Origin of the sequence: Azoarcus sp. DN11, assembly GCF_003628555.1 — a bacterium.
Lineage (GTDB): Bacteria > Pseudomonadota > Gammaproteobacteria > Burkholderiales > Rhodocyclaceae > Aromatoleum.
This window is the reverse complement of the sequence record NZ_CP021731.1, coordinates 3,228,146-3,253,687: the sequence shown is the minus strand read 5'-3', so window position 1 is coordinate 3,253,687 and position 25,542 is coordinate 3,228,146. Positions and strand designations below refer to the sequence as shown.

The 25,542-nt window shown below is 67.0% G+C and carries 21 protein-coding genes; 11 read left to right on the top strand and 10 right to left on the bottom strand.

The window, feature by feature from the left end:
* Positions 1 to 73: 73 nt before the first annotated feature.
* The 4 genes from smc to galU all read left to right on the top strand — a co-directional run bounded on the left by smc (position 74) and on the right by galU (position 7,787).
* Positions 74 to 3,601: a chromosome segregation protein SMC gene (gene smc, locus CDA09_RS14920; protein WP_121429372.1), complete on the top strand. Its 3,528-nt coding sequence runs from the start codon at positions 74 to 76 to the stop codon at positions 3,599 to 3,601.
* A 112-nt stretch (positions 3,602 to 3,713) separates the two neighbouring features.
* Complete coding sequence (locus tag CDA09_RS14915) at positions 3,714 to 4,820, top strand: cell division protein ZipA (protein WP_121429371.1); 1,107 nt, start codon at positions 3,714 to 3,716, stop codon at positions 4,818 to 4,820.
* The gene (ligA, locus tag CDA09_RS14910; RefSeq protein ID WP_121429370.1) at positions 4,820 to 6,853 is read left to right on the top strand and encodes an NAD-dependent DNA ligase LigA; all 2,034 of its coding nucleotides are present in this window, start codon (positions 4,820 to 4,822) and stop codon (positions 6,851 to 6,853) included. Before CDA09_RS14915 ends, ligA begins: the two co-directional genes overlap by 1 nt.
* 61 nt (positions 6,854 to 6,914) lie before the next feature.
* Positions 6,915 to 7,787 carry a UTP--glucose-1-phosphate uridylyltransferase GalU gene (gene galU, locus CDA09_RS14905; protein ID WP_121429369.1) on the top strand — a complete coding sequence of 291 codons (873 nt, stop codon included), beginning with the start codon at positions 6,915 to 6,917 and terminating at the stop codon, positions 7,785 to 7,787.
* A 110-nt stretch (positions 7,788 to 7,897) separates the two neighbouring features.
* Here the strand turns inward: galU and typA are convergent, their stop codons facing one another.
* Positions 7,898 to 9,715, bottom strand: a complete 1,818-nt coding sequence (typA, locus tag CDA09_RS14900) for a translational GTPase TypA (protein ID WP_121429368.1) — start codon at positions 9,713 to 9,715, stop codon at positions 7,898 to 7,900.
* A gap of 192 nt (positions 9,716 to 9,907) precedes the next feature.
* Here typA and CDA09_RS14895 point away from each other — a divergent pair, with 192 nt between their 5' ends.
* A complete protein-coding gene (locus CDA09_RS14895) occupies positions 9,908 to 10,648 on the top strand; it encodes an S-methyl-5'-thioinosine phosphorylase (protein WP_121429367.1) in 741 nt (246 codons plus the stop codon).
* 49 nt (positions 10,649 to 10,697) lie between these two features.
* Here CDA09_RS14895 and CDA09_RS14890 read toward each other — a convergent pair whose 3' ends face one another.
* Genes CDA09_RS14890 through CDA09_RS14865 form a run of 6 tightly spaced genes read right to left on the bottom strand, consistent with a single transcriptional unit; the run spans position 10,698 to position 13,993 of the window.
* Positions 10,698 to 11,105, bottom strand: coding sequence for a peptidase associated/transthyretin-like domain-containing protein (locus tag CDA09_RS14890; protein WP_286164155.1), 408 nt, complete (start codon positions 11,103 to 11,105; stop codon positions 10,698 to 10,700).
* A gap of 53 nt (positions 11,106 to 11,158) precedes the next feature.
* A complete protein-coding gene (locus CDA09_RS14885) occupies positions 11,159 to 11,395 on the bottom strand; it encodes a YbhB/YbcL family Raf kinase inhibitor-like protein (protein ID WP_286164154.1) in 237 nt (78 codons plus the stop codon).
* Position 11,396: 1 nt separating this feature from the next.
* Positions 11,397 to 12,344 carry a CsgG/HfaB family protein gene (locus CDA09_RS14880; RefSeq protein ID WP_121430882.1) on the bottom strand — a complete coding sequence of 316 codons (948 nt, stop codon included), beginning with the start codon at positions 12,342 to 12,344 and terminating at the stop codon, positions 11,397 to 11,399.
* 11 nt (positions 12,345 to 12,355) lie between these two features.
* Entirely contained in the window at positions 12,356 to 12,808 is a 453-nt protein-coding gene (locus CDA09_RS14875) for a curli assembly protein CsgF (RefSeq protein ID WP_121429365.1), read from the bottom strand.
* 46 nt (positions 12,809 to 12,854) lie between these two features.
* The gene (locus CDA09_RS14870) at positions 12,855 to 13,313 is read right to left on the bottom strand and encodes a CsgE family curli-type amyloid fiber assembly protein (protein WP_121429364.1); all 459 of its coding nucleotides are present in this window, start codon (positions 13,311 to 13,313) and stop codon (positions 12,855 to 12,857) included.
* Positions 13,310 to 13,993, bottom strand: coding sequence for a LuxR C-terminal-related transcriptional regulator (locus tag CDA09_RS14865; protein WP_121429363.1), 684 nt, complete (start codon positions 13,991 to 13,993; stop codon positions 13,310 to 13,312). Before CDA09_RS14865 ends, CDA09_RS14870 begins: the two co-directional genes overlap by 4 nt.
* A 641-nt stretch (positions 13,994 to 14,634) precedes the next feature.
* On the opposite strand from CDA09_RS14865, the gene CDA09_RS14860 reads away from it, so the two are divergent.
* The 3 genes from CDA09_RS14860 to csgH all read left to right on the top strand — a co-directional run bounded on the left by CDA09_RS14860 (position 14,635) and on the right by csgH (position 16,806).
* Positions 14,635 to 15,135 carry a hypothetical protein gene (locus CDA09_RS14860; RefSeq protein WP_128106575.1) on the top strand — a complete coding sequence of 167 codons (501 nt, stop codon included), beginning with the start codon at positions 14,635 to 14,637 and terminating at the stop codon, positions 15,133 to 15,135.
* Between the two features lie 106 nt (positions 15,136 to 15,241).
* Positions 15,242 to 16,357, top strand: coding sequence for a hypothetical protein (locus CDA09_RS14855; RefSeq protein ID WP_121429361.1), 1,116 nt, complete (start codon positions 15,242 to 15,244; stop codon positions 16,355 to 16,357).
* A gap of 56 nt (positions 16,358 to 16,413) precedes the next feature.
* Positions 16,414 to 16,806, top strand: coding sequence for a curli-like amyloid fiber formation chaperone CsgH (gene csgH / locus CDA09_RS14850; protein WP_121429360.1), 393 nt, complete (start codon positions 16,414 to 16,416; stop codon positions 16,804 to 16,806).
* Between the two features lie 11 nt (positions 16,807 to 16,817).
* Here csgH and CDA09_RS14845 read toward each other — a convergent pair whose 3' ends face one another.
* Genes CDA09_RS14845 through CDA09_RS14835 form a run of 3 tightly spaced genes read right to left on the bottom strand, consistent with a single transcriptional unit; the run spans position 16,818 to position 21,755 of the window.
* Positions 16,818 to 17,291 (bottom strand): YbhB/YbcL family Raf kinase inhibitor-like protein, encoded by a 474-nt coding sequence (locus CDA09_RS14845; RefSeq protein WP_121429359.1) that lies wholly within the window; start codon positions 17,289 to 17,291, stop codon positions 16,818 to 16,820.
* 28 nt (positions 17,292 to 17,319) lie between these two features.
* Positions 17,320 to 19,281 (bottom strand): nicotinate phosphoribosyltransferase, encoded by a 1,962-nt coding sequence (locus CDA09_RS14840; protein ID WP_121429358.1) that lies wholly within the window; start codon positions 19,279 to 19,281, stop codon positions 17,320 to 17,322.
* A gap of 26 nt (positions 19,282 to 19,307) precedes the next feature.
* Positions 19,308 to 21,755 carry a Lon protease family protein gene (locus tag CDA09_RS14835; RefSeq protein ID WP_121430881.1) on the bottom strand — a complete coding sequence of 816 codons (2,448 nt, stop codon included), beginning with the start codon at positions 21,753 to 21,755 and terminating at the stop codon, positions 19,308 to 19,310.
* A 208-nt stretch (positions 21,756 to 21,963) separates the two neighbouring features.
* Between CDA09_RS14835 and sufB the strand changes: the two genes are divergently transcribed.
* From sufB to sufD, 3 genes are read left to right on the top strand one after another with little or no spacing between them, the layout of a single operon-like run.
* Positions 21,964 to 23,412, top strand: a complete 1,449-nt coding sequence (gene sufB, locus CDA09_RS14830) for a Fe-S cluster assembly protein SufB (RefSeq protein ID WP_121429357.1) — start codon at positions 21,964 to 21,966, stop codon at positions 23,410 to 23,412.
* Between the two features lie 22 nt (positions 23,413 to 23,434).
* Positions 23,435 to 24,217 carry a Fe-S cluster assembly ATPase SufC gene (gene sufC, locus CDA09_RS14825; RefSeq protein WP_121429356.1) on the top strand — a complete coding sequence of 261 codons (783 nt, stop codon included), beginning with the start codon at positions 23,435 to 23,437 and terminating at the stop codon, positions 24,215 to 24,217.
* On the top strand, positions 24,214 to 25,533 hold the full coding sequence (gene sufD / locus CDA09_RS14820) for a Fe-S cluster assembly protein SufD (RefSeq protein WP_121429355.1): 1,320 nt from the start codon (positions 24,214 to 24,216) through the stop codon (positions 25,531 to 25,533). The genes sufC and sufD overlap by 4 nt, the downstream gene beginning before the upstream one ends.
* Positions 25,534 to 25,542: the final 9 nt, after the last annotated feature.

Below are 25,542 nucleotides of genomic sequence, written 5' to 3'. Positions count from 1 at the left end.
GCCCCGGCCGGCCAGTTCCAGCTCCAACGCCAGCCCTAACTCCTGCTCCGATCCGACCCGGCCCCGTTCCGACGTGCGTCTTTCCAAGCTCAAACTCGCCGGTTTCAAGACCTTTGTCGATCCGACCACGGTGCTCACGCCCGGCAATCTCGTCGGCGTGGTGGGGCCGAACGGCTGCGGCAAGTCCAACATCATCGACGCGGTGCGCTGGGTGCTGGGCGAGACGCGCGCCAGCGCCCTGCGCGGCGAGTCGATGCAGGACGTCATCTTCAACGGTTCGACGACGCGTAAACCCGTGTCGCGCGCGAGCGTGGAGCTCGTGTTCGACAATGCGGAAGGGCGCGCGGCGGGGCAGTGGTCGCGCTACGCGGAAATCTCGGTCAAGCGCGTGCTCGACCGCAGCGGCGAGTCCACCTACTTTCTGAATAACGTCCAGGTCCGGCGCAAGGACGTCATCGACCTGTTCCTCGGCACCGGCCTTGGTCCGCGCGCCTACGCGATCATCGAGCAGGGCATGATCTCGCGCATCATCGAGGCGCGCCCCGAAGAGGTGCGCGGCTTCCTGGAGGAGGCCGCGGGCGTCACGAAGTACAGGGAGCGGCGCCGCGAAACCGAAGGACGGCTGTCGGATGCGCGCGACAACCTCGCCCGCCTCGAAGACATCCGCATGGAGCTGGGCGAACGCATCGGCCATCTGGGGGTGCAGGCGGAGATCGCTGCGCGCTACCGCGACCTGAACGCCGCGCACACGCAGCGCCAGCAGCTCCTGTGGCTGCTCAAGCGCAACGAGGCGCGGGCCGGGCAGGCGCGGCTGGAGGGCGAGCTCAATCAGCTGTCGTCGAAGATGGAGGCCGACAGCGCCCGCCTGCAGGAGCTGGAGAACGCCGTCGAGGAGGCGCGCGCGGGGCATTTCGAGGCGTCCGAGGCGACGCACGCGGCGCAGTCGGACCTCTTCGCGGTGTCGGCCGAGGTCACGCGCCTGGAAGCGGAGCTGCGGCATCTGGACGATGCGCGCAAGCGCCTCGAAGCGCGGCTTGCCCAGCTTGCGACCGACGAGGCGCACTGGCGTGCGCGCGAGGAGGCGCTGGGGGCGGAGCGTGAGCGCTGGAGCGGGCTGCTGGAGAACGCGGCGCTGCGCGCGGAGCAGGCCGAGGCGCGGCACGCGGAGATCGCCGACCGGCTGCCCGAGGCGGAATCCGCCCGGCAGGCGGCGGATACGACGGTTGCGTCGGCGCGGCGCGAGCTCGCGCAGACCGAGCAGCAGCTGCGCGTCGAGGAGGCGAATCGCGCGAGTGCGGTGCGCGCCATCGATGCGCTGAATCAGCGCCGCGGGCGCCTGGCGAGCGAATCGGGCGGCGTCGAGGGCCCCGACGAGGCCGTCGTCGCGCAGCAGGAGGGGCGCGTCGAGGCCCTGTGCGAGGAGCAGGAGCGGTGCCAGGAAGAACTCGGCACCGCCCAGGCGCGGCTGCCGGAGGCGCAGGCCGCGCTGAAAGCCGCACTCGAGCACGAACGGCAGGTACAGCGGCGCCTCACGGAACTGCGGGCACGCCGCGATGCGCTCGTCCAGCTGCAGGCCAAGGTCCAGTCGCAGGGGCAGCTCGGCGACTGGCTGAAACGCCACAAGCTGACGGAGCTGCCGCCGTTGTGGCGCGATCTGCGCGTCGAGCCGGGCTGGGAGATGGCGGTCGAGGCCATGCTGCGCGAGCGGCTCGCGGCGCTGACCGGCGACGTGGGCGAAGCCGCGCGCGCGATGTTCGGCGACGCGCCGCCCAGTTCCTTTGCGCTGGCCTTCGGCGACGGGGTGGTTCCGGTCGATGCGCCCGGGCCCCTGCCGGGGGCGTTCGCGCTGCTGGACAGGATCAGCTTCGTCGACGAACGCCTGCGGCCGGTCGTCGCCGACTGGCTGCGCGGCTGCCTGGCCGCCGACGAGCTGGAGCCATGGGTCGAGCGGCGTGGCGAGATTCCGGCCGGCCAGTGCATCGTCGGACCCCGGGGTCAGATCCTGACCCGGCACGCGCTGGTGCATTACGCGCCGGACAGCCGCACGCACGGCGTGATGGAGCGCCAGCGCGAGATCGACGGGCTGGCCGAGCAGCAGCGCAGTCTCGAAACGGACGCCAGTATCGCGCACGACGCGCTGATTGCGGCCGAAGGGGTCGCGGCCGAGTTGCAGGAGCGCGGCAACGCGCTGCGGCGCGAACTGCAGGCGGCGCAGCAACAGGTGCATGCGGAGCAGGTCGAACTCCTCAAGCTCACGCAGGCACGGCAGCGCGCGGAGGAGCGGCGTGCGCAGCTCGCGCGCGACCTCGACGACATCGAGCACCTCGAAGCGACCGAACGCGAACACCTTGCCCGCGCGGAGATGGAGCAGGCTCGCGCGGAGGAACTCGCCGAGCTGCAGCGCGAACGTCTCGACGGCGCGCTGGAAGTGCTGACCGAGCGCGACAACGCGCTGCGGGAGACGCGCTCGCTCGAGCAGGCGCTGGCCCGGGATCGGCAGGAAGCGCGCTTCTCCGAGCGCGAGTGCGCAGGCAAGCTCGACGATATCGCGCGTAACCTGCAACTGGCGGCCGAGCAGATCGGGCGGATCGTCACCGAAATCGAGGCGCGCGGGCACGAGCTGGAGGCGACCGACAGCGGCCGCAGCCGCGACGCGTTGCAGGCGGCGCTCGAACTGCGAGGGAACCGCGAGGCCGCGCTGGCGGCGCGGCGCGATGCGCTGGAAACGGCGGCGATGGGGCTGAAGCAGACCGAGGAGCTGCGCCTGCGCACCGAGCAGGAGGCGGCGCCCGCACGCGGGCGGGTCGCCGAACTGCGCCTGGCGGTGCAGGCGGCGGAGCTCGCCGCGGCGCAGCTGGATGAACGGCTGGTCGAGGCGCAGGCCGACGAGGCGGTGCTGCAGCCGCTGCTCACGCCGGAGCTGCGGGAAAATTCGCTGGTGCGCGAAGTCGCGCGGCTCGCGCGCGAGATCGCCGAACTCGGGCAGGTGAACCTCGCGGCGCTCGACGAGTTGCGTAGCGCGCAGGAGCGCAAGGGCTATCTCGATGCGCAATTCGAGGACCTGACGCAGGCGATCGACACGCTGGAGGATGCGATCCGGCGCATCGACCGCGAGACGCGCGAACAGCTGCAGGAAACCTACAATACCGTGACGCAGCATTTCAGCACGCTGTTCCCGCAGCTTTTCGGCGGCGGGCAGGCGCGGCTGGTGCTCACCGGGGACGAGATCCTCGACGCGGGCATCCAGATCGTGGCGCAGCCGCCGGGCAAGAAGAACAGCTCGATCCACCTGCTGTCGGGCGGCGAGAAGGCGCTCACGGCGATCGCGCTGGTGTTCTCGATGTTCCAGTTGAACCCGGCGCCGTTCTGCATGCTTGACGAGGTCGACGCGCCGCTGGACGATACGAATACCGAGCGTTATTGCCAGATGGTGAAGCGGATGTCATCGCAGACGCAGTTCGTCTTCATCAGCCACAGCAAGATCACGATGGAGATCGCACAACAGCTGGTGGGCGTGACGATGCAGGAGCAGGGCGTCTCGCGCGTCGTGGAAGTGGATATCGAGGAAGCGCTGCGCCTGGCGGAGCCGGCGGCGGCCTGAACATGAGCGCCGCGCCGTCCCGAACGGGCGCCGCGGCAGGGATTTTGATTGCGACGTCCAATGGGTTGCGAAGCCCGCTGCCTGACGCAGCGGGACCACAACGGGAAGGAAGATGGATAACGAATTGCAGATCGGTTTGGCGGCGCTGGGGGTGGCTTCGGTCGCCGGAATCGTCGCCTACAACAAGTGGCAGGAACGCAAGCACCGACGGCAGGCCGAGCAGGCCTTCAAGTCGGACCATCGCGACGTGTTGCTCGAGCCGACGGACAGCGGGGCGGACGATCGCCCCGCGGAGCGCATCGAGCCGTCGCTGGGCGATCCCGAACCGGCAGTCCGGCGCGCCCCCGCAGCGGCGCAGGACCCGGGTGTGCGCAAGGTCACGCCGGGCGTGCCGGATGTCGTGGACCCGCGCATCGACTGCGTGATCCGCATCGAGGCGATCGAGCCGCTGGACGCGCCGCGCCTGTGGGCGGTGCAGAGCGAGCAGTTGAGCGGGATCGCGAAACCGGTGCGCTGGTTTGCGTTCGACGACGCCGCCAACCTGTGGCGGCCGCTCAACGCGCATAGCGCCGGCGCCTACCACTGGTTCTGCGCCGCGATGCAGACGGTGGATCGGCGCGGGCCGATCAGCGAGAACGACTTCCTGCGTTTTTCGGGCGGCATGCAGCACGTGGCCGACCAGTTCCTCGCGGTGCCGGCCGACCTGCCCGCGCGTGGCGAGGCGCTGCGCAATGCGGCCGAGCTCGACAAGTTCTGCGCGAGCGTGGATGTGCAGATCGGCATCAACGTCGTGAGCACTGGCCAGCCCTTCGTCGGCACCAAGGTCCGCGCGCTCGCCGAGTCGCATGGAATGGTGCTGGGGCCCGACGGCTCCTTCCACGCGCGCGACGAGGAGGGCAACACGCTCTTCACGCTCAGCAACATCGAGCCGGCACTGTTCGCCGCGGAAGAGATGCGCGACATGAGCACCAGCGGCCTGACGCTGGTGATCGACGTGCCGCGTGTGCCGAACGGCGTGTTCGCGTTCGAGCGCATGATGCGCCAGGCCATGCAGATGGCCGACGCGCTGCAGGGCACGGTCGTCGATGACAACCGTGCGCCCTTCGGCAGCGAGGCGGCCGCGATGATCCGTGGCCAGATCCAGCAGTTCCAGACGCAGATGGCGAGCGGCGACCTGCCGGCGGGCGGCCCGGTGGCGCAGCGCCTGTTCTCCGCCTGATGATCGCTTCGGCCCTGGAATTCGAGCGCGCCGCCCGGTTGCGGCGCGAGCTCGAAGCGCACAATCACGCCTATTACGTTCTCGACGCGCCGACGGTCCCGGACGCCGAATACGACCGGCTGTTCCGCGAGCTGGAGGCGCTGGAGCGCGACTACCCCGAGCTGGCGACACCCGATTCGCCGACGCAGCGGGTCGGCGGTGCGCCGATGCCCGAACTGGCGGCGGTGCGGCACGCGGTGCCGATGCTGTCGATCCGCACCGAGACCGACACCACGAACGGTGGCGTGATCGCATTTGACACGCGCGTGCGCAACGCGCTGGGACTGGGCCCCGCGGATGCGCCCGTGGAGTATCTCGGCGAACTGAAGTTCGACGGCCTGGCCATCAGCCTGCGCTACGAGCACGGCGTGCTGGTGCGTGCGGCGACGCGCGGCGACGGCGAGACCGGCGAGGACGTGACGCACAACGTGCGCACGATCCGCCAGATTCCGCTGCGCCTGTCGGGCAAGCCGCCCGCGCTGCTGGAAGTGCGCGGTGAGATCTACATGCGCCGCGACGATTTCCAGCGCCTGAATGCGCGCCAGGAGCAGGCCGGGGAGAAGCTCTTCATCAACCCGCGCAATACGGCGGCGGGCGCGGTGCGCCAGCTCGACCCGCGCATCGCCGCGAAGCGCCCGCTGTCCTTTTTCGCCTACGGACTGGGCGAAACCGGCGACTGGGCGCTGCCGCCGACGCAGGCGGCGCTGCTCGACGCGTTTGCGGCCTTCGGCCTGCCGGTGTGCGAGCACCGGGTCGTCGCGGTCGGCGTCGACGGGCTGTGTGAATTCCACGACCGCATCGCGGCGCTGCGCGACAGCCTGCCGTACGACATCGACGGGGTCGTGTACAAGGTCAACCGCTTCGATCTGCAGCGCGAACTCGGCTTCGTGACGCGCGAACCGCGTTGGGCGGTCGCGCACAAGTACCCGGCGCAGGAAGAGATCACCGAACTCCTCGACATCGAGGTGCAGGTCGGCCGCACCGGTGCGCTGACGCCGGTCGCACGCCTGAAGCCGGTGTTCGTCGGCGGCGTCACGGTGACCAACGCGACCCTGCACAACGAAGAGGAAATCCTGCGCAAGGGCGTGCTGATCGGCGATCAGGTCATCGTACGGCGGGCCGGCGACGTTATACCTGAGGTCGTCGGTCCGATCGTCGAACGGCGCAAGGGCGGCGAGCGGGCCTTCGTGATGCCGACCCGTTGCCCGGTGTGCGCGTCGCACGTCGAGAAGGCCGAGGACGAAGTGGTGGCGCGCTGCACGGGCGGGCTGTTCTGTCCCGCGCAGCGCAAGCAGGCCCTGCTGCATTTCGCCGGGCGGCGCGCGATGGACATCGAGGGTCTGGGCGACAAGCTGGTCGACCAGCTCGTCGAGGCCGGCATCGTGAAGACGCCGGCGGACCTCTACAGGCTGGGCGTGCTGGCGTTGGCGAACCTGCCGCGCATGGCCGAGAAGTCGGCGGCCAACCTGCTCGCGGCGATCGAGAAGAGCCGGCATACGACGCTCGCGCGCTTCATCTTCGCGCTCGGCATCCGCAATGTCGGCGAAGCGACGGCGAAGGATCTGGCGCGGCATTTCGGCGCGCTCGACGCGCTGATGGAGGCGACGTCCGAGCGGCTGGTGGAAGTGCCGGATGTCGGCCCGGTGGTGGCGCAGAGCATCGCGCGCTTCTTCGCCGAGGCGCACAACCGCGAGGTGATCGAGCAATTGCGCGCGGCGGGCGTGACATGGGAAGAAGGCGCGCCGGCAGCGCCGGTGGCGGGCAGCGCCAGCGGCAAGGTCTTCGTGCTGACCGGCACGCTGCCGACGCTGAGCCGCGACGAGGCGAAGGCGCTGATCGAGGCGCACGGCGGCAAGGTCAGCGGGTCGGTGTCGAAGAAGACGGATTACGTGGTTGCGGGCGAGGAAGCCGGTTCCAAGCTCGCGAAGGCGGAAGAACTGGGCGTGGCGATCCTCGATCAGGACGGCTTGCTGCGCCTGCTCGAACAAGGTTGAAGATATGGCACGGACCAGACGCCGCGCTGAACCGAAAGATGAAACAAGGGAGAGTCATCCAATGAAAAAGGTCACCAAGGCGGTATTCCCGGTTGCCGGCATGGGCACGCGCTTCCTGCCGGCCACCAAGGCCAGCCCGAAGGAAATGCTGCCGATCGTCGACAAGCCGTTGATCCAGTACGCGGTCGAGGAAGCGGTCGCGGCCGGCATCACTGACATGATCTTCATCACCGGCCGCACGAAGCGTTCCATCGAGGACCACTTCGACAAGGCCTACGAACTGGAAACCGAGCTCGAGGCGCGCGGCAAGAAGGAATTGCTGGAGATGGTCAAGAGAACGGTGCCGAAGGGCGTGAACTGCGTGTATATCCGCCAGTCGGAGGCGCTCGGTCTCGGCCATGCGGTGCTGTGCGCGGCGCCGGTGGTCGGCGACGAGCCCTTCGCGGTGATGCTGGCGGACGACCTGCTGGACAACCACGGGGCGGAGCCGATCATGCAGCAGATGGTGGGCGTGTACAACTACCACCGCTGCTCGGTGCTCGGCACGATGAACGTGCCGCGCGAGGACACCCGCCAGTACGGTATCGTCTCCACGGACAGCCAGCAGGGCAACGTGCAGCGCGTGACCGGCATCATCGAGAAGCCGAAGCCCGAGGACGCGCCGACGACGCAGGCGGTGGTCGGCCGCTACATCCTGACGCCGCACATCTTCGACCACCTGCGCTCGATCAAGCCGGGCGCGGGCGGCGAGCTGCAGCTCACCGACGCGATCGCCTCGCTGCTGAAGGAGGAGGCCGTGCTGTCCTATCAGTTCCAGGGCGTGCGCTACGACTGCGGTTCGAAGCTCGGTTACCTGAAGGCGACCGTCGAGTTCGGCTTGCGCCATCCGGAAACCGGCGCGGACTTCGCCGCCTATCTGGCCGCGCGTGCGTAAGCACGGCTGACGGGAGAGGGCGGAACGTTTCGCTCGCTCCCCGAAACGAAAAAGGCGCTGCCGCGGCAGCGCCTTTTTCTTGGCGACCCCGGCAGCTGCCGGGGCGCACGTTACATCGCCTCGGCCTTCGCGGCGCGCTTGCGCTCGTTCTCGGTGAGGTAGCGCTTGCGCAGGCGGATCGACTTCGGCGTGATCTCGACGAGCTCGTCGTCGGCGATGAACTCGATCGCGGATTCCAGCGTGAGCTGGATCGCCGGCACGAGGCGCACGGCCTCGTCGGTGCCCGAGGCGCGCACGTTGGTGAGCTGCTTGCCCTTGATCGGGTTCACGACGAGGTCGTTGTCGCGCGAGTGGATGCCGATGATCATGCCTTCGTACACCGGGTCGTTGTGCGTGACGAACATGCGGCCGCGGTCCTGCAGCTTCCACAGCGCGTAGGCGACAGCCTGACCGTCGTCCTGCGAGATCAGCACGCCGTTGCGGCGTTCGCCCATCGCGCCGGCCAGCGGGCCGTAATCGTCGAACACGTGGCTGGCGAGGCCGGTGCCGCGGGTGAGCGTCAGGAATTCGCCCTGGAAGCCGATCAGGCCGCGGGCCGGGATGCGGTATTCGAGGCGCGTGCGGCCCTTGCCGTCGGACTGCATGTCCTGCAGTTCGCCACGGCGGCGACCGAGCTCTTCCATCACGCCGCCCTGATGCTCTTCCTCGACGTCGACGGTAAGCATTTCAAAAGGCTCGCACTTTACGCCGTCGATCTCGCGGAACACGACGCGCGGACGGCCGACAGCCATCTCGAAGCCTTCGCGACGCATGTTCTCGAGCAGGATCGTGAGGTGCAGTTCGCCACGGCCCGAGACTTCGAACACGTCGGAGTCGTTCGTGTAGTTCACGCGCAGCGCGACGTTCTTCAGGAGTTCCTTCTCCAGGCGCTCGCGGATCTGGCGGCTGGTGACGAACTTGCCTTCGCGGCCGGCGAGCGGCGAGGAGTTGACAAGGAAGTTCATCGTCAGCGTCGGTTCATCGACGGCGATCGGCTTCATGCCGTCAAGGCTGTCCGGATCGCAGATGGTGACGCCGATGTTCACCTGGTCGATGCCGGAAACCAGCACGATGTCGCCCGCTTCCGCCGATTCGGCCTGGCTGCGCTCGAGGCCCTTGAAGGTCAGCACCTGGCCGATCTTGGCCTTGCCGCGGTTCTCCTCGCCGTACATCACGACGACTTCCTGGTTCGGGCGGATGCGGCCGCGCTTGATGCGGCCGATGCCGAGCTGGCCGATGTAGGTCGAGTAGTCGAGCGAGCAGATCTGCAGCTGCAGCGGGCCGCTGACGTCCACTTCGGGCTGCGGCACGTGTTCGAGGATCGCTTCGTACAGCGGCTTCATGTCGGTGCCCGGCGTGGCAGCGTCGAGCATCGCGTAGCCGTTCAGCGCGGAGGCGTAGACGACCGGGAAGTCGAGCTGTTCTTCGGTCGCGCCGAGCTTGTCGAAGAGGTCGAAGGTGTGGTTGATGACCCAGTCGGGACGGCTACCCGGGCGGTCGATCTTGTTGATCACGACGATGGGCTTGAGGCCCAGCGCGAGCGCCTTGCGCGTGACGAAGCGGGTCTGCGGCATCGGGCCTTCGACCGCATCGACGAGCAGCAGCACGCCGTCGACCATCGACAGCACGCGCTCGACCTCGCCGCCGAAGTCGGCGTGTCCCGGGGTGTCGATGATGTTGATGTGGGTGTCGCCGTACTGGACTGCACAGTTCTTGGCGAGGATGGTGATGCCGCGCTCCTTCTCCAGGTCGTTCGAGTCCATCACGCGTTCGGAGACCTGCTGGTTCTCGCGGAAGGTGCCGGATTGGCGCAGGAGCTGGTCGACCAGCGTGGTCTTGCCGTGGTCGACGTGGGCGATGATGGCGATGTTGCGGATGGAGCGGGACATTTGGGGGCGGAAGTCTTTGAAAAGTTTTTAATTTTAGCACGCGATGCGGCATCGCAGCAGGGAACGTCGATCGAACGGGGGGCGTGGCGGCGCGGCGGAGGCCGCGCGGCGCGGGTGGTTCGGGTCCTGCGGCCGAGGCGGTGCCGTGGCTGCGTGCTAGAATCGGCGCCGTTTTCCAAGGAGACAGGCTTCATGCTCGCGATCATCGGCGGGACCGGACTCACCCAGCTTTCGACGCTCGAAATCACCCGACGTGAAGTTGCCCGCACGCCCTACGGCGAACCGTCGGGGGCGCTCACTTTCGGCAAGCTGGCGGAGAAGCCGGTGGTGTTCCTCGCGCGGCACGGCTATGGTCACACGATCCCGCCGCACCAGGTGAATTACCGCGCGAACATCTGGGCGCTGAAGGAGGCGAAGGTCTCGGCGATCGTGTCGGTCGCGTCGGTCGGCGGTATCCGGCCGGAATTCGGGCCGGGCGCGATGGTGGTGCCGAACCAGATCATCGACTACACGTGGGGCCGCAAGAGCACGTATTTCGACGGCGGCGAGTCCGCGGTGCACCATATCGATTTCACCCATCCTTACGACGAACCCCTGCGCCAGCGCATCCTGGCGGCGGCTGCCGTGGTCGGCGAGGCGATGTACGACGGCGGCGTGTATGCGGCAACCCAGGGGCCGCGACTCGAGACGGCGGCGGAAATCAACCGGATGGAGGGCGATGGCGCGGACCTGGTGGGCATGACGGGCATGCCCGAGGCTGCGCTGGCGCGCGAGCTGAACCTGCCGTACGCCGCGATCAACGTCGTCGCGAACTTTGCCGCGGGCCGCGGGGCGAGCGAGACGGGGATTCAGTTCAGCAGCATCGAGGTGGTGCTGCAGGAAGCCATGGTGCGGGTGCGGCGCGTTCTCGAAGAGCTCTGCCGCACCTTCTGAGCGTCGTCGGCCGCCGGGCGGCCGCGGTGTGTTGCGGGGCTACCCGGGGCTACCAGTAGAACGGCAGCTGGCGCTGGCCCTTCGCCGGAATCTGCGTGTCGCGCATCTGCTCCTTGCCGGCGCTTGCCACCGTGACGTGATATTTGCCGGTCGGCAGGCGGGCGAGGACGAACGGACCTTGCCCCTTCAGTTCGAGCACCTTGCGGCCGTCGGGATTGGTCACGACGACGTTGGTGTCGGCGAGATAGGAGCCGTCCTTCCGGGCGAAGATGAGTTCCAGGTTGTAGTCGGGCGCGGCGGACAGGAGCTGCTCGCGTTCGTCGAGACTCACGCCGCCCGACAGGTAGGGTACGCCCTCGAACTTGCCCTGCAGCGGGGCAGACCCCGCGTTCGCCGTCGTTGCCGACAAGGCGGTGGCAAGGGTGAGGAGCGTCGCAATGATCGATCCTTGTTTCACGGTAATTACCTCCTTCGAGCATGAGGGGCCGCAGCGTGCGGCGCCCCCATATGCTAATGACGCTCGAAGGTGCCGATGAGTTCGGTCTGCGTGAGGATGTGGCCGCGCATGGCGGCTTCGAGGCCGGACTTGGTGGCGGGAGCGAGCGCCGGCAGCACGACGTCCAGCGCATAGAGCTTGTGGAAATAGCGGTGGCGGCCGATCGGCGGGCAGGGGCCGCCGTAGCCGGTGCGTTTCCAGTCGTTCAGGCCTTCGAGCGCCGGGATGGCCGCGCTCAGCCCGCCCGACATCCTAACTGCCGTAAGGCGGCAGAATCGCCGGCTCCTCCCGGGGCCGTGACAGGCGGTCTTCCTCGGCCCTGTCGAGCCACCAGTTCTGGGTTGCCAGATAGTGCTGGAGTAGTGGCGAATTGATGTCCTCCGGATTTTTCAGCGACCAGTGATTGTCCTTGACGCCTTGGACGATCAGGTTGACCAGCGCTGCCTCGATGGCTTCCTGGACACATAGCTGAGCCGGCTCGTTGCGCGTGTATCCGATTTCCCCTTCAAGCAGTCGTTTGAAGGATACGAAGCGAAATACATCGGCACTCAGTTTGTAAGAATAGATCGTCTTGGTCGTGGATGTGCTCACGAGGATTTGACTGGTGCGGATATCGACGGCGCGCAGGTTGAGTGTCACCTGGTCGGTGCGGTATTCCTCCGACGCTCCGACGCCCATGTAGCGGGCGCCGGCTCCACCGGTTCGCACATTCGTCTCGTAGGTGATGATGCCGCCTTCGAGGAGAATGCTGGCCGGCAATAATCCCACCAGATTGGCGCCGTTGGCCTGCTGCGTGTCGAGGGCCCGGACGATTCGGCGTTCCGTGAGGACGTTCTGCAAACCCTCGCGCTCGACAGGAATGAACCAGTTCGAGTCCATCATTGCCTTGATCAGCAAGGACGCTGCGCCCTGCGTCACTGCCGTGGAGAAGGAACTGTCAGGGGTGGGTTTGTATTGACCGGTCTGGTCCCGGAATCCATAGACTGCGGCGGCAATCTTTCCTTTGGGAGGCGGCAGGCTGGCTAGGTCGCGGCTCATCCCGGTGCCTGGTGTGAGTTCGGCCGGTTGTCCCCTGGCGTCGAGAACCGCTTGGCGTTGCGTATCGAGGATGGTGCACCCCGAAAGCAGGAGTACGCCGGCGATGGTTGCCAGAAGGGGCCGTAGCCGAGCCTGCAAGCGGGGGGTCTTTCTTTCGTTCATGGCCCTCATCCTCAAGGCGCCGTGCCGATTTCGAATGTCGACGATGCTCCGGTCGCCTTGTCCATGGTGGTGATCTTCAGCATACCTCCACCGAGGTCCACGATGGAAACGCTGAAGGCGTCTGTCTCCACGGTGCCGGCCTTCAGTTTGCCATTGCTGTCGAAGATGCTCCCGGTAACGCTCGTGGCGATGCGATCAAGGATCATCGATTGCAGCCGCTGGTTGAACGTTTCCAGCGCCGTGGGTGGCTTGAAGCCCGAGGCGCCCTTTTTCGCCGATGGATCCGTATGGCGATTCTGGGCATTTGCGTTGTTCAGCAGTACGGATCCGTTGATAGGATTGCCGCCGAACGCCGGGTTGACCGGCGTATAGACGAGGTTCGTTGCCAGTACGGCAGACGGAAGGCCGCACAGGCTCATGACCGCGAATATCTGCGCCGTGCCTTTACTCTGGCGGTGCTTCATGTTTGGTCTCCTGGAGAATGACAAGTGCCGTGTCGCTGAGGGGGGCTTACGGCAGTTCTTCTTTTCCGAGATCCGGATCGGCTGTCAGGCGGTTCAGCAGGGTGATGCTGGCGATGCGCCCCGCCATGTACTGCGCGGTGTTCTGCGCCAGCGGCCGGATGGAGTTGCTGCTGCCGGCCTGCAGGAACACCCGTGCGACAGGCCGGTTGTTGTGCTCGACGAAGACCGTGCTGCCCCAGCGGGCGGACGGTTTCTCGACGATGGTGAGGTCGACCGAGCCGGTATCCGGCTGGGCGCGCCAGAACTGCGCGAATTGCCTTACGAATTCACCGCCGAAATGGGTGATCGTGCGGTCGACAATGAACCCGGTGGCTTGCTCTAGCGTGCCGTTTGCCAATTCGGTAAGGGCATCGCCGTCGATCGGCCCATCGTCGTCCGCTGCGGTCGCGGGAAGCGGCGGGCACAAGCCGATCAGCAGCGCTCCGATGCGGAGGATCCTGATCATTTGCCATCCCGTGTCATTGGTTCGAGGTTCTTCATGGCCCAGGACGCCGCCTGCACGCGGTTGGTGACCTTGATCTTCCTGAAGAGGTTGTAGATGTGGGTCTTCACCGTATGGGGACTGACGTTCAGGCTGCGGGCGATGTCCGCATTGCTGGCGCCATCGCTCATCAGGCGCAGGCTTTGCAACTCCTTGGGGGTGAGGGAGGGATCATCGCCTGCCTGCAGGTGCCTTGCCGGCCGCGTGTCTTCGACGTAGTCGGTCAGCATCTTGCGCGGGACCCACCAGTCGTTGTTGCTGATGGCCTGCACGCCCTTGAGGAGCTGTTCCTCCGACGTGTCGCGGTGGAACAGGCCCTTGAACTTGGGCCAGCGGAGCAGCCGTGCGCTCGATACGTCGCGATCGGCGTTGAAGAGCGCTATGGCAGTGACCAGCGCGTCGCCGCCCAGGGTCATCATGTGGGTGTCTATCTGTTCGTCCACCGACAGTCCGATATCCAGCAGCGCGACCGACTCGGCCGAATGTTGCGGCCATCCGGGTTCATCAAGTGTGGCAACCACGCACCGACTTCCCAGGCGGCGCTCAAGGAGCGCGGCCAGCAGTTTGTTCTGCATGCTGGGATGGCCGACGATTAGGACGCCTTTGATCGCCTGGAGGGCGGTTTGGGGCGCAAGCTTCGACATGATTCTCCTGTTTACATCGATGGCCGTCCCCGGTCTGGCTTCCCGTTCCAGATCATCATATTCCAGTCACAAAAACCAGATCTTGCCCTCGGGGGGCGCAATTCCTTTTCGATCTTCCCGTCGCCCCTTCCGCGGGAAATGGGCAAGGAACTCGCGCGGAGCACTTGCCAGCCTCTTGCGTCGAGCTGTTGCGGGAATGGTCTGTCCCGGCAGGGGATTGAGACCAGATGCGATACAGTTTGATAAACATTAGTGCGTCGGGCCGGATCGGTGGAGATTTCTTAAATATGTGCGTGACATGGGTCACGGTTCCAATAAGGCAATGTTTTGCGCTTTTCTTTCTCTGCTCGTCGACATCGGGAAAGGGTGACGCTGAGGCTTCATCCGATCTTCTTACTCCGAAAGGGGGAGGTTGGGCGGTCGACCAAGGCGTCCGTGCCGGCGAAATTCGACACTTTTGCGTAAACGGGGGGTATTCCCGGCGGACGGATCGCCTCATCCCTATTTCCGAGTGGTATTTCCGCAATTAGGAAGATTTTCGTAGCGACGGCCATCCGGTTTACACAGCTGCTTGCCTGATTGTGCGGGGAGGCGAGGGCGGAGCAAGCTGCGCCCCATCGCATTTGTGCAGGGGGCTCCCCGTGATTCTTTCTTTCGTTCGGCACGCGATGCTCTTCGGCACGGTAGTGGCCTTGCTGGTCGCATCGCGCCCGGGCGCAGCAGGGGGGCTGAGCGATCTGGCACCCGATGATGAACTGACAGTCGCCGCAAGCTTGCAGGCGGCAAAACTCTCCGGCAGCGTTTCGTCGGCCCGAAGTGTGGCCGACATCCTGCAGGCGGGGCAGGCCAATGGGCTCTCCGCAATGCAGACGGGCGAGCAGCACGTGATTGCCGCGCGGCAGGTGGGTGGCGGCAACCTCGCGGAAATCGTCCAGTCGGGGGAGTTCAACAGGGGATTTCTTTCGCAGGACGGGCGCGCCAACCGGGCGGGTATCGTCCAGGCGGGTTCGGGCGACGAGGCGATTGTGACGCAGCGGGGCGTCAACAACTTCGTGCAGATCATTCAATTGGGCGAGGGCTTGCGGGCGGTTGTCACGCAGAGCGGGAACAACAACGTGTCACGGGTCACGCAACGGAACTGAACAAGGGGTGCTCGACCCTCGTATCGAGCAAGGGGGCGGGAGAGGCGGGATTACGGTCTTCCTCGCAACGTGAGCAGTGAGTCAACGAAGGTCTGGAGATCAAACCATGAAGAGGAAACTCAGCACGATCGCATTCGGCATTCTTGCCGCCTATGGCCTAGCTTCGTCCGCCTGGGCGGCGGAAACGACGGTGAGCCAGAACGGTTCCGACAACGTGGCCAATGTTACGCAGAGCGGTGCGAATTTTGGTTTGCTGACGACGGCAACGGTAAAGCAGGACGGTACAGCCAATAACGCGGCAGTGAATCAGATTTTCGTGAATGGTCCGGCGGCGGCCGTGTCAAGCACGGGTTCCTTCAACAACGCGACCATCGATCAGCATGATCTGATTGCCGCCAAGGCCTCGATCGGCCAGGAGGGAACGGCGAATACTGCGGCGATCACGCAGGACAATTCTCCCGCCGGTTGGGCGAACGTGGCCAGCGCGACCATCCTTCAGCAGGGCAGCAACGACAGCGCCACGATCAACCAAAAGGGTACCAATACCGGTGGCGCAACGACGGACGGCGCCATCGCGAGCATCAGTCAAGTGAACGGGGTGACGAATGCGGTAGGTACGATCAACCAGATCGATCTCTCGCAGCGCTCGACCGCTTCGATCATTCAGAGTGGCGTAGCATTCGGCGGAGGCACGGCGACCAATACGGCGCTGATCAACCAGACGGGACCGGACAGTTCGGCGACGATCGCCCAGAATGTGACGCAGGGGGATAGCGCAACCATCAACCAGATGGGCGCCAACCAGCATGCGTCGACGCTCCAGGATGATTCGTGGTTCTCCTCCGCCTCCATCTCGCAGACGGGGACCGACAACAACGCGTCGGTGTCGCAGACTGCGATCAGCGACCGTTCGAGTGCCTCGATCGTTCAGACGGGAGATCTCAACGGCGCGGAGGTGAACCAGGCCGGGGCTTTCGCTTCGACGGCCCAGATCACCCAGATTGGCACGGATAACCTGGCAAAGGTCAACCAGAACGGTGCGTTCAATGACGCGGAGATTTCGCAAAACGGAACCCTGCTGGTGGCAACCATCAACCAGTCCGGCTTCGGGGGATCGTCCAACCATAATCTGGCGATCGTCGATCAGAGCGGTTTCAACCATGTCGCGACCGTCAACCAGTCGGGTGGTGGCGGCAACTTCGCGAAGGTTGTGCAGAACTGATCTTTCGTGATCCGGAGGGTGCTCCCGGGGGATTTGCTCCCGGGAGCACCTGAGCAATGAAGTCTGTCGGCGATTATTCCATGTATGTGCCTTGGTGGGGATATGCTCTGATCATGCTGTTGGCTGGGGTGGGTGACGCCATGGCTGCTTCTTCCGGGGTGCGTGTCTGGGCAGAGGTGACGCGGGACGGCAACCGGTGGACCGTGGCGCCCCACGTTGCCGCGGATGCGGGCCGCGTGCTCCGGTACGAAATGAGCACGAGCAAGGAAGGCCCCTCCGGTCGATCAAGCACACGCCAAGGCGGGCGGGTGGTAACTCAAGGGGACGCCGCTCGTCCCTTGGCTACCGTGCAGATCGAACTCGGGGGGCACGATCACTGCAAAGTGGCAGTCCGCGTGCTCGATGGGGACGTGCCGGTCGGCGATCTGAGTCTGCAGTTGCCTGACTGATCGTCCTCGCACTAGTGGCGCTGGAAGGTGCCGATGAGTTCGGTCTGCGTGAGGATGTGGCCGCGCATGGCGGCTTCGAGGCCGGACTTGGTGGCGGGAGCGAGCGCCGGCAGCACGACGTCCAACGCATAGAGCTTGTGGAAGTAGCGATGGCGGCCGATTGGCGGGCAGGGGCCGCCGTAGCCGGTGCGTTTCCAGTCGTTCAGGCCTTCGAGCGTGCCCGCCGGCAGTGCGGCCGGCGCGACGCCTTCGGGCAGGCCCGCAGCCTGAGCGGGGATGTTGTACAGCACCCAGTGCACCCAGGTCATCTTCGGTGCGGCGGGATCGGGCGCGTCGGGGTCGTCGACGATCAGCGCAAGGCTGCGGGTGGCCGGGGGGAGGCCGCTCCACGCCAGCGGCGGCGACACGTTGCGGCCGTCGCAGGTGTAGGCGGCGGGGATCGCGTGACCATGTTCGAAAGCGGTCGACATCAGCGTCAGGGGCATCTTCGGGTCCTCCAGTCGGTCGCCGGCATCAGTACGTTGCCGGGGTGCTTGCTTCCTGCCTCCGGTCCACCGCGTCGGCCAGCTCGCGCAGGGAGGCCGATACGGTGACGGGAGGCGTTTCGACGGGCGCAATCTCCCGCAGGGCGGGGGGAAGCGCCGCGAGGTTGGCGGCGGCGTGGGCGCGCACCGCGGCGAGGGGCGGTGACGCCGCGAGGCGCCGGCCGGCCCGCATCGCCGGGGCGAGCAGGGCTTCGCCCGCGGCCCTGTCCTCCAGCAGCGTGAGGAGGTCGCCCGCGAGGTGGCCGGCGGCGTCGCGCCGTCGATAGACCTGCTTGCGCCCGGGCCAGGTCGCCTTGCCTTCCGAACGCTTGCGGCGCGGCTGTCCGTCGTATTCCTGCAGCTTGTATGCGCAGTCGAGCCACGGCTGGTCGGCCGAGGTGTTCATGCGGGTGCCGACGCCGAAGCCGTCGATCGGTGCGCCGGCGGCGACGAGATCGCGCACGGCGTATTCGTCGAGGTTGCCGCTGACGAAGATGCGTACCCCGGGCAGGCCTTCGCCGTCGAGGATCGTACGCACGCGGCGGGCGTTTTCGGCGAGGTCGCCGCTGTCGATGCGCACGGCCTGGATCGCGATGCCGTCGCGTGCGAGGCGGGCGGTGAGGCCCGCAAGCTTGCACGCGGCGGATTCGGTGTCGTAGGTGTCGATGAGCATCGTGTTCGCCAAGGGCTGCGAGCGGGCGAAATGCTCGAAGGCGGCGGCTTCGTCGTCGTGCGCCTGGATGAAGGAGTGGGCCATCGTGCCGTACAGCGGGACGCCCCAGCGCATGCCGGCCTCGACCGTCGCCGTGCCGTCGAATCCCGCGAGGTAGCTGGCGCGGGCGGACAGCAGCCCGGCTTCGGCGCCGTGGGCGCGGCGCAGGCCGAAGTCGACCAGCAGGCGGCCCTGCGCGGCGAGCGTGCAGCGCGCGGCCTTGGCGGCGACCATCGTCTGGAACTGCAGCAGGTTGATGATGCGCGTCTCGACGAGCTGGGCCTGCGGCAGAGGGGCGGTGACGCGCAGGATGGGCTCGTCGGCGAAGAACACGGTGCCTTCCGGCATCGCGTCGATGTCGCCGGTGAAGCGCAGCGTCGCGAGCCAGTCGATGAAGCGGCGGTGGAAGCGGCCGCTGCCCGCGAGCCACTCGAGTTCGGCGTCGGAGAAGCGCAGGGTTTCGAGGTAGTCGAGCACCTGCTCGAGGCCGGCGGCGACGAGGAAGTTGCGCTGCTGCGGCAGCCGCCGCACGAAGAATTCGAAGGACGCCGTCTTCGTCATGCCGCCGTCGAAGTAGGCCTGCAGCATGGTGAGCTGGTAGAGGTCGGTGAGCAGGGCGGAGGTGGAGGCGGTCATGCGGGATCCCCTGATGTCGCCGGAAGTGAGGAGGAGGGCGCCGTGGCGCGCCATCTCGGCGATGGCGCGTTCGCCGTCGCCGGGTGCGAGGTCCACGGGGCGTATCGCGTCGGTGAGGAGGATCACCGCGTAGCCGTGCGCGAGGCCGTCGCGCACGGTGTTGAGCACGCAGTAGTCGGTCGCGAGGCCGCCGACGAAGAGGCGCCGCACGCCGGCATCGCGCAGGCGGGCGTGAAGGTCGGTGCCGCCGAAGCCCGAGTAGGCGTCGCGGTCCGCGGTGTCGGCCTTGGAGATGACGATTGCCGACGCGGACAGCGCGAGTCCCGCGGCGAAGGCCGCGCCGGGCGTGCCGGCGACGCAGTGCGGGGGCCACGGGCCGCCGCGCTCGCGGAAGGAGCAATGCCCCGGCGGATGCCAGTCGCGGGTGGCGACAACGGGGAGGCCGAGACGCGCGAAGCGGGCGATCAGTGCGTTGAGCGCCGGCACGACCTCGTCACCCGAGGGCACCGCGAGGCTGCCGCCGGGGAGAAAGTCGTTCTGCACGTCCACGATGACCAGGGCATCGCCGGGCTGCAGGGTGTTCAGTGCGGCGGGACTTGCCATCGCACGCCTCCGGTTCGTCTGCCTACTTACTTTAGACCGTCATTCGGCTCCCGGGTCCGCGTCGCCTTGCCGTTGCCCTTCGCGCCGCGTTTGCCGTTGGCGAATTCCTTGCGCAGGGCGATGAGTTCTTCGATACGCGCTTCGATGCGCTGGTTGACGCTGCCTTCGGGGTAGGCGCCTTTTGCGTCGGCTTCGCCGGCGGCGACGCCGGTGAGGCGCGTGATCGCCTCGTCGACGGTGGCGATGGGGTAGATGTGGAAGCGTCCGGCCGTGGCGGCCTGCACGATGTCGTCGCGCAGCATCAGGTGCTTGACGTTGGACTGCGGGATCAGCACGCCCTGCTCGCCGGTGAGGCCGCGCGCCTTGCAGATGTCGAAGAAGCCCTCGATCTTCTCGTTGACGCCGCCGATCGCCTGGACCTTGCCGTGCTGGTTGATCGAGCCGGTAATCGCCAGCGACTGCAGGATGGGCAGGCCGGAGAGCGCCGAGAACAGCGCGCACAGTTCGGCGAGCGAGGCGCTGTCGCCTTCGACCGGGCCGTAGGATTGCTCGAACACCAGGCTCGCCGACAGCGACAGGGGGCGGTTCGAGGCGTAGCGCGAGGCGAGGAAGGCGGACAGGATCATCACGCCCTTGGTGTGGATGGCTCGCCCGAGCTCGGCCTTGCGCTCGATGTCGATGACGTCGCCGTCGCCGAGGCGGGCAGTGGCGGTGATGCGCGTGGGCCGTCCGAAGCGGAAGTCGCCCAGGTCGATGACGGCGAGGCCGTTGATCTGGCCGACTTCGGCACCGGTCGTGGAGATCAGCAGGGTGTCGCGCAGCACGGCGTCGTGGACGGCGTCGCGCAGACGGTCGGCGCGCTCGATGCGGGCGGCCAGCGCCGCTTCGATGTCCGCGCGCCGCATCGCGCGCTGCCCGGCCGCGCGTGCTGCGTGGTCCGCTTCGCGCAGCAGGTCGGCGAGTTCGCGGGTGCGCGTCGACAGCTTGCCAGCGTCCTCGGCAAGGCGCGAGGCGTATTCGACGAGGCGGCCGGCCGCATCGCGGTCGAGCGGCAGCAGGCCCTGCTGGCGGGCGAGCGACGCGGCCTTGTGCAGGTAGCGGCGCGTGTTGTCGGGCGTGCGCTCGACGACGTCCTCGAAATCGGCGCCGATCTTGAAGAGCTCGTCGAACTCGGGGTCGAGCGCCTTCAGCAGGTAGTAGTGGCGGGGCTGGCCGACGAGGACCACCTTGACCGAGAGCGGGATCGGATCGGGTTCGAGGGGCAGCGAGCCGACCCAGCCGAACACCTGGGCGAGCGACTCGATGCGTACCTGCCCGGATTTGAGCGAGCGCTTCAGCCCTTCCCAGGCGTAGGGCTGAACCAGGATCTTTTCGGCGTCGAGGATCAGGTAGCCGCCGTTGGCGCGGTGCAGGGCGCCGGCGCGGATGAGGGTGAAGTTGGTGACCAGGGTGCCCATGTGGGCGACCTGATCGACTCGGCCGACGAGGTTGGGGAAGGTCGGGTGATCCTCGAACACGATTGGCGCGGTGCTGCGTCCGTCCTGGTCGACGAGCAGATTGACCTGGTAGCGCTGTGCCGAGATGCCGCCTTCGCCGGGGCCGGACGAATCGCTCTTGCTCGCCTGTTCGCGCAGTTCCTGGCCGACCTCGACGACGTCGCGCAGGACCTTGTCGAGGAAGGCCTCGATCGCGGGCAGGTCGGCGTGGCGTTCCTTCAGTTCCTCGATCAGATGGCCGACTGCGAGTTCCAGCGTCTCGCGGCTGGCGGCGCGCATGCGCGCCTGCATTTCGCGGCGCTGGCGGGGGAAATGCTGCAGCAGCCTGTGCAGCTTTTCGCGCAACGCCTCGATGATCTTGCTGATGCGCTCGCGTTCCTCTTCAGGCAGGGCGTTGAACGCTTCCGGGTCCAGGCTCTCTTCGCCCTTCATCGGCACGAAGGCGAATCCCTGGGGGGTGCGCAGGAAGGCGACGCCCTTGTCGCTCGCCTCGTCGCCCAGCGCACGCAGTTCGCTTTCCTCGCGCTGCTTGAATTCCTCCTGGATCGCCTCGGTACGCGCGCGATATTCGTCGCTGTCGAAGCCGGCGGTGATGGCCTGGCCCAGTTCGGAGACGAACTGCTGCATGTCGTCGCGCAGCTGTGCGCCGCGCCCTGCGGGCAGCTGCAGCGAGTGGGGATGGTTGGGTTCGGCGAAATTGTTGATGTAGATCCAGTCGCCGGGCGGCGGCAGCGTGCCGGCGTGGGCTTCCAGCAGGCGGCGGACGGTGGCGTGGCGGCCGCCGCCAGGTTCGCCGAGCACGAACAGGTTGTAGCCGGGGGCGTCGATCTCCAGCGCCAGCCGCACGGCCTCGACGGCGCGTTCCTGGCCGAAGATCGCGTCGGATTCGGGGAGGGCGTCGGTCGTGTCGAAGTCGAGAAGTTCGGGGGCGCAGCGGGTGCACAACTGTTGCGGTTCGAGCGGGGGGACTGCGGGCATGGTCACGATCTCCTGCATCCAGATATTCGCTCCGGATTCCCGGTGCTTCATTCATCATTAAACTGGATGAGGCGGCAGTTTGCGAGACATTTGTTCGCGCACGGGAAAAACCATGCCATTGGCGTGGGAATGGCCCGGAACGAAACCCCGGTGTGCGGGTCCTAACTAGTCAGGATGGCCGCGTGTTCCGGCCATGGAGGATCGCAGGATGGGCAAGCGCTCCGTGCAACTCGACGAACTGATCAGCCAGGAATACCGCCACGGCTTCTACACGCCGCTGGACGTGGATGCCGTGCCGCGCGGCCTGTCGGAAGACGTCATCCGCCTCATTTCGGCGAAGAAGCAGGAGCCCGCCTTCATGCTCGAATGGCGGCTGAAGGCCTTCCGCCACTGGCTCACGATGGCGGAACCGCAGTGGGCGACGGTGCGCCATCCGCCGATCGACTACCAGGACATCGTGTACTACTCGGCGCCGCGCGCGAAGACGGACGGGCCGAAGAGCCTCGACGAGGTGGATCCCGAGCTGCTGCGCACCTACGAGAAACTCGGCGTGCCGCTGGCCGAGCGCGAACTGCTCGCCGGCGTCGCGGTGGATGCGGTGTTCGACAGCGTGTCGGTCGCGACCACCTTCAAGGAAAAACTCGGCGCGATGGGCATCATCTTCTGCTCGTTTTCAGAGGCGGTGCAGAACCATCCGGACCTCGTGCAGGAGTACCTCGGCTCGGTCGTGCCCTACACCGACAACTTCTTCGCGACGCTCAATTCGGCGGTGTTCTCGGACGGGTCGTTCTGCTACATCCCGCCGGGGGTGCGCTGCCCGATGGAGCTGTCGACCTACTTCCGCATCAACGCGAAGAACACCGGGCAGTTCGAGCGCACGTTGATCATCGCCGACCGCGGCGCCTACGTGAGCTACCTTGAAGGCTGCACGGCGCCGATGCGCGACGAGAACCAGCTGCACGCGGCCGTGGTCGAGCTGATCGCGCGCGAAGGCGCCGAGATCAAGTATTCGACGGTGCAGAACTGGTATCCGGGCGACAAGGACGGCAAGGGCGGCATCTACAACTTCGTAACCAAGCGCGGCGACTGCCGCGAGGCGAATTCGAAGATCTCATGGACCCAGGTCGAGACCGGTTCGGCGATCACCTGGAAGTATCCGAGCGTGATCCTGCGCGGCGACAACTCGGTGGGCGAGTTCCATTCGGTGGCGCTGACGAACCACTGGCAGCAGGCGGACACGGGGACGAAGATGATCCACGTCGGGCGCAACACGAAGAGCACGATCCTGTCGAAAGGCATCTCGGCGGGGCACGGCAGCAACGCCTACCGCGGCCTCGTGAAGGTCGCGAAGAGCGCGGCCGGCGCGCGCAACTACACGCAGTGCGACTCCCTGCTGCTGGGCGACCGCTGCGCCGCGCACACCTTCCCCTACATCGAGGTGAAGAACCCGACCGCGCGCGTTGAGCACGAGGCCTCGACCTCGCGCATCGGCGAGGATCAGCTGTTCTACTGCCAGAGCCGCGGCATTTCGGCCGAGGACGCGGTGTCGCTGATCGTGTCGGGCTTCTGCAAGGAGGTCTTCAGGCAGTTGCCGATGGAGTTCGCCGTCGAGGCGCAGAAGCTCCTCGGCGTGAGCCTCGAAGGGAGTATCGGGTAGGGAACGCAACTGAGGGGCCGCCATGCTGGAAATCCGCAACCTGCACGTCACGGTGGACGACAAGCCGATCCTGCACGGCCTGGATCTCGACGTGCGGGCGGGCGAGGTGCACGCGATCATGGGGCCGAACGGCTCGGGCAAGAGCACGCTCGCGCACGTGCTGGCGGGGCGCGAAGGCTACGTGGTGACGCAGGGCGAGATCCGTTATCTGGGGCGCGACCTCCTCGCGCTGGCGCCGGAGGATCGTGCGCGCGAAGGCATCTTCCTCGCGTTCCAGTACCCGGTGGAAATTCCCGGCGTTGCGAACATCTATCTCCTGAAGGCGGCGCTGAACGCGCTGCGCCGCCATCGCGGCGAGACCGAGCTCGATGCGGTGGACTTCCTGACGCTGGTGAAGGCGAAGCTCAGGCTCATGGAGATGGACGAGGCCCTGCTGTACCGGGCGGTGAATGAGGGCTTTTCGGGCGGCGAGAAGAAGCGCAACGAGATCCTGCAGATGGCGGTGCTGGAGCCGCGCCTGGCGATCCTCGACGAGACCGATTCGGGCCTCGACATCGACGCGCTGAAGGTCGTCGCGAACGGCGTCAACGCGATGCGCAGCGCGGCGCGCGCGATGATCCTCGTGACGCACTACCAGCGCCTGCTCGACTACATCCGGCCCGACCGCGTGCATGTGCTCGCGCAGGGACGGATCGCGCTGTCGGGTGGCCCGGAACTGGCGCAGGAGCTGGAAAGCCGCGGTTATGGCTGGGTCGAGGCCGAAGTGCGCAAACCGCAGGCCGGTGTCGCGGGAGGGCAGGCATGAGAATCGGCCCGGATGAACCCTGCGTGCCGGGATTGCTGTCGGCCTACCCGTCGCTCGCGGCGCGACTCCCTGGGGCCACGTTGCCGTGGCTGCGGCGCCGGCGCGACGAGGCGATCGAGCGCCTTGCGGCGCGGGGCCTGCCGACGACGCGTGACGAAGAGTGGAAATACACGAGCGTCGCCGCGATCGCGCGGCGGGCGTTCGGGGTCGAGAGCGAGACCGTTGCACCCGACGCAGTGCGCGCCGTGGTGCAGCGCCATGCAATCGGCGGGACGCGGCGACTGGTGTTCGTCGATGGACGTCTCGTGGCGGGGCTGTCGGATCCGGGGCGCTTGCCGGCCGGGGCCAGGGTCGGAAGCCTCGCGGCGATTGTCGCTGAAGGTGGCGGCGACGCGGAAGAGTGGTTCGCCGACGGCAGCGAGGGGGCGGACGGCTTCAGGCTGGTCAACGACGCGTTGTGGTGCGACGGCGCGTGGATCGATCTGGCGCCCGGCGTCGAACTCGACACGCCGGTGCATCTGCTGTTCGTCACGACGCGCAGCGATCTCGCGGTGTTTCCGCGCAACCTGATCCGGGTCGGGGCCGGCGCCCGGGCGACCGTGATTGAGCACCACGTCGGGCCGGACGGCGCGGGCTATCTGAGCGATACGGTGACGCGCATCGTGCTCGGTCGCGGCGCACGCATCGCGCACACGAAACTGCAGCAGGAGGGGCGCAAGGGATTCCATGTCGCGGACGTCGCGGCGGAGCAGGGGCAGGACAGCGCCTTCGTGTCGCACGCGTTCGCCTTCGGCGGGCAACTCGCGCGCGCCGCGATTGCGACGCGCCTCGCTGCGGAAGGCTGCGAGGCGCGGCTCTCGGGCCTGTACGTCGGCAGCGCGCGGCAGCACATCGACCATCACACGTGCATCGACCACGCCAGTCCGCACGGCACGAGCCGCGAGCTTTACAAGGGCGTGCTCGACGGCGCGGCGCGGGCGGTGTTCAACGGCCGCGTGATCGTGCGACCGGATGCGCAGCGCACCGATGCGCTGCAATCGAACCGGAACCTGCTGCTGTCCGAAGAGGCCGAAGTCGACACCAAGCCGCAATTGGAAATCTGGGCGGACGACGTGAAGTGCGCGCATGGTGCGACGGTCGGTCAGCTCGACGCGGACCAGCTGCATTACCTGCGCGCGCGCGGCATCGGCGAAAGCGACGCGCGGGCGCTGCTGATCCGCGCCTTTGCCGCCGACGCGCTGGCCGGCATCGAACACGGCCCGCTGCGGGCGCGGCTCGAATCGCTGCTGCCGGGCGCGCTGCCCGAAGCCGCTTGAGGTGATACA

Excerpts from the sequence above, each read along its gene's own strand:
- CDA09_RS14915 (WP_121429371.1), top strand. The coding sequence starts at position 3,714 with ATGGATAACGAATTGCAGATCGGTTTGGCGGCGCTGGGGGTGGCTTCG.
- ligA (WP_121429370.1), top strand. The coding sequence starts at position 4,820 with ATGATCGCTTCGGCCCTGGAATTCGAGCGCGCCGCCCGGTTGCGGCGC.
- galU (WP_121429369.1), top strand. The coding sequence starts at position 6,915 with ATGAAAAAGGTCACCAAGGCGGTATTCCCGGTTGCCGGCATGGGCACG.
- typA (WP_121429368.1), bottom strand. The coding sequence starts at position 9,715 with ATGTCCCGCTCCATCCGCAACATCGCCATCATCGCCCACGTCGACCAC.
- CDA09_RS14895 (WP_121429367.1), top strand. The coding sequence starts at position 9,908 with ATGCTCGCGATCATCGGCGGGACCGGACTCACCCAGCTTTCGACGCTC.
- CDA09_RS14885 (WP_286164154.1), bottom strand. The coding sequence starts at position 11,395 with ATGTCGGGCGGGCTGAGCGCGGCCATCCCGGCGCTCGAAGGCCTGAAC.
- CDA09_RS14880 (WP_121430882.1), bottom strand. The coding sequence starts at position 12,344 with ATGAACGAAAGAAAGACCCCCCGCTTGCAGGCTCGGCTACGGCCCCTT.
- CDA09_RS14875 (WP_121429365.1), bottom strand. The coding sequence starts at position 12,808 with ATGAAGCACCGCCAGAGTAAAGGCACGGCGCAGATATTCGCGGTCATG.
- CDA09_RS14870 (WP_121429364.1), bottom strand. The coding sequence starts at position 13,313 with ATGATCAGGATCCTCCGCATCGGAGCGCTGCTGATCGGCTTGTGCCCG.
- CDA09_RS14865 (WP_121429363.1), bottom strand. The coding sequence starts at position 13,993 with ATGTCGAAGCTTGCGCCCCAAACCGCCCTCCAGGCGATCAAAGGCGTC.
- CDA09_RS14855 (WP_121429361.1), top strand. The coding sequence starts at position 15,242 with ATGAAGAGGAAACTCAGCACGATCGCATTCGGCATTCTTGCCGCCTAT.
- csgH (WP_121429360.1), top strand. The coding sequence starts at position 16,414 with ATGAAGTCTGTCGGCGATTATTCCATGTATGTGCCTTGGTGGGGATAT.
- CDA09_RS14845 (WP_121429359.1), bottom strand. The coding sequence starts at position 17,291 with ATGCCCCTGACGCTGATGTCGACCGCTTTCGAACATGGTCACGCGATC.
- CDA09_RS14840 (WP_121429358.1), bottom strand. The coding sequence starts at position 19,281 with ATGGCAAGTCCCGCCGCACTGAACACCCTGCAGCCCGGCGATGCCCTG.
- CDA09_RS14835 (WP_121430881.1), bottom strand. The coding sequence starts at position 21,755 with ATGCCCGCAGTCCCCCCGCTCGAACCGCAACAGTTGTGCACCCGCTGC.
- sufB (WP_121429357.1), top strand. The coding sequence starts at position 21,964 with ATGGGCAAGCGCTCCGTGCAACTCGACGAACTGATCAGCCAGGAATAC.
- sufC (WP_121429356.1), top strand. The coding sequence starts at position 23,435 with ATGCTGGAAATCCGCAACCTGCACGTCACGGTGGACGACAAGCCGATC.
- sufD (WP_121429355.1), top strand. The coding sequence starts at position 24,214 with ATGAGAATCGGCCCGGATGAACCCTGCGTGCCGGGATTGCTGTCGGCC.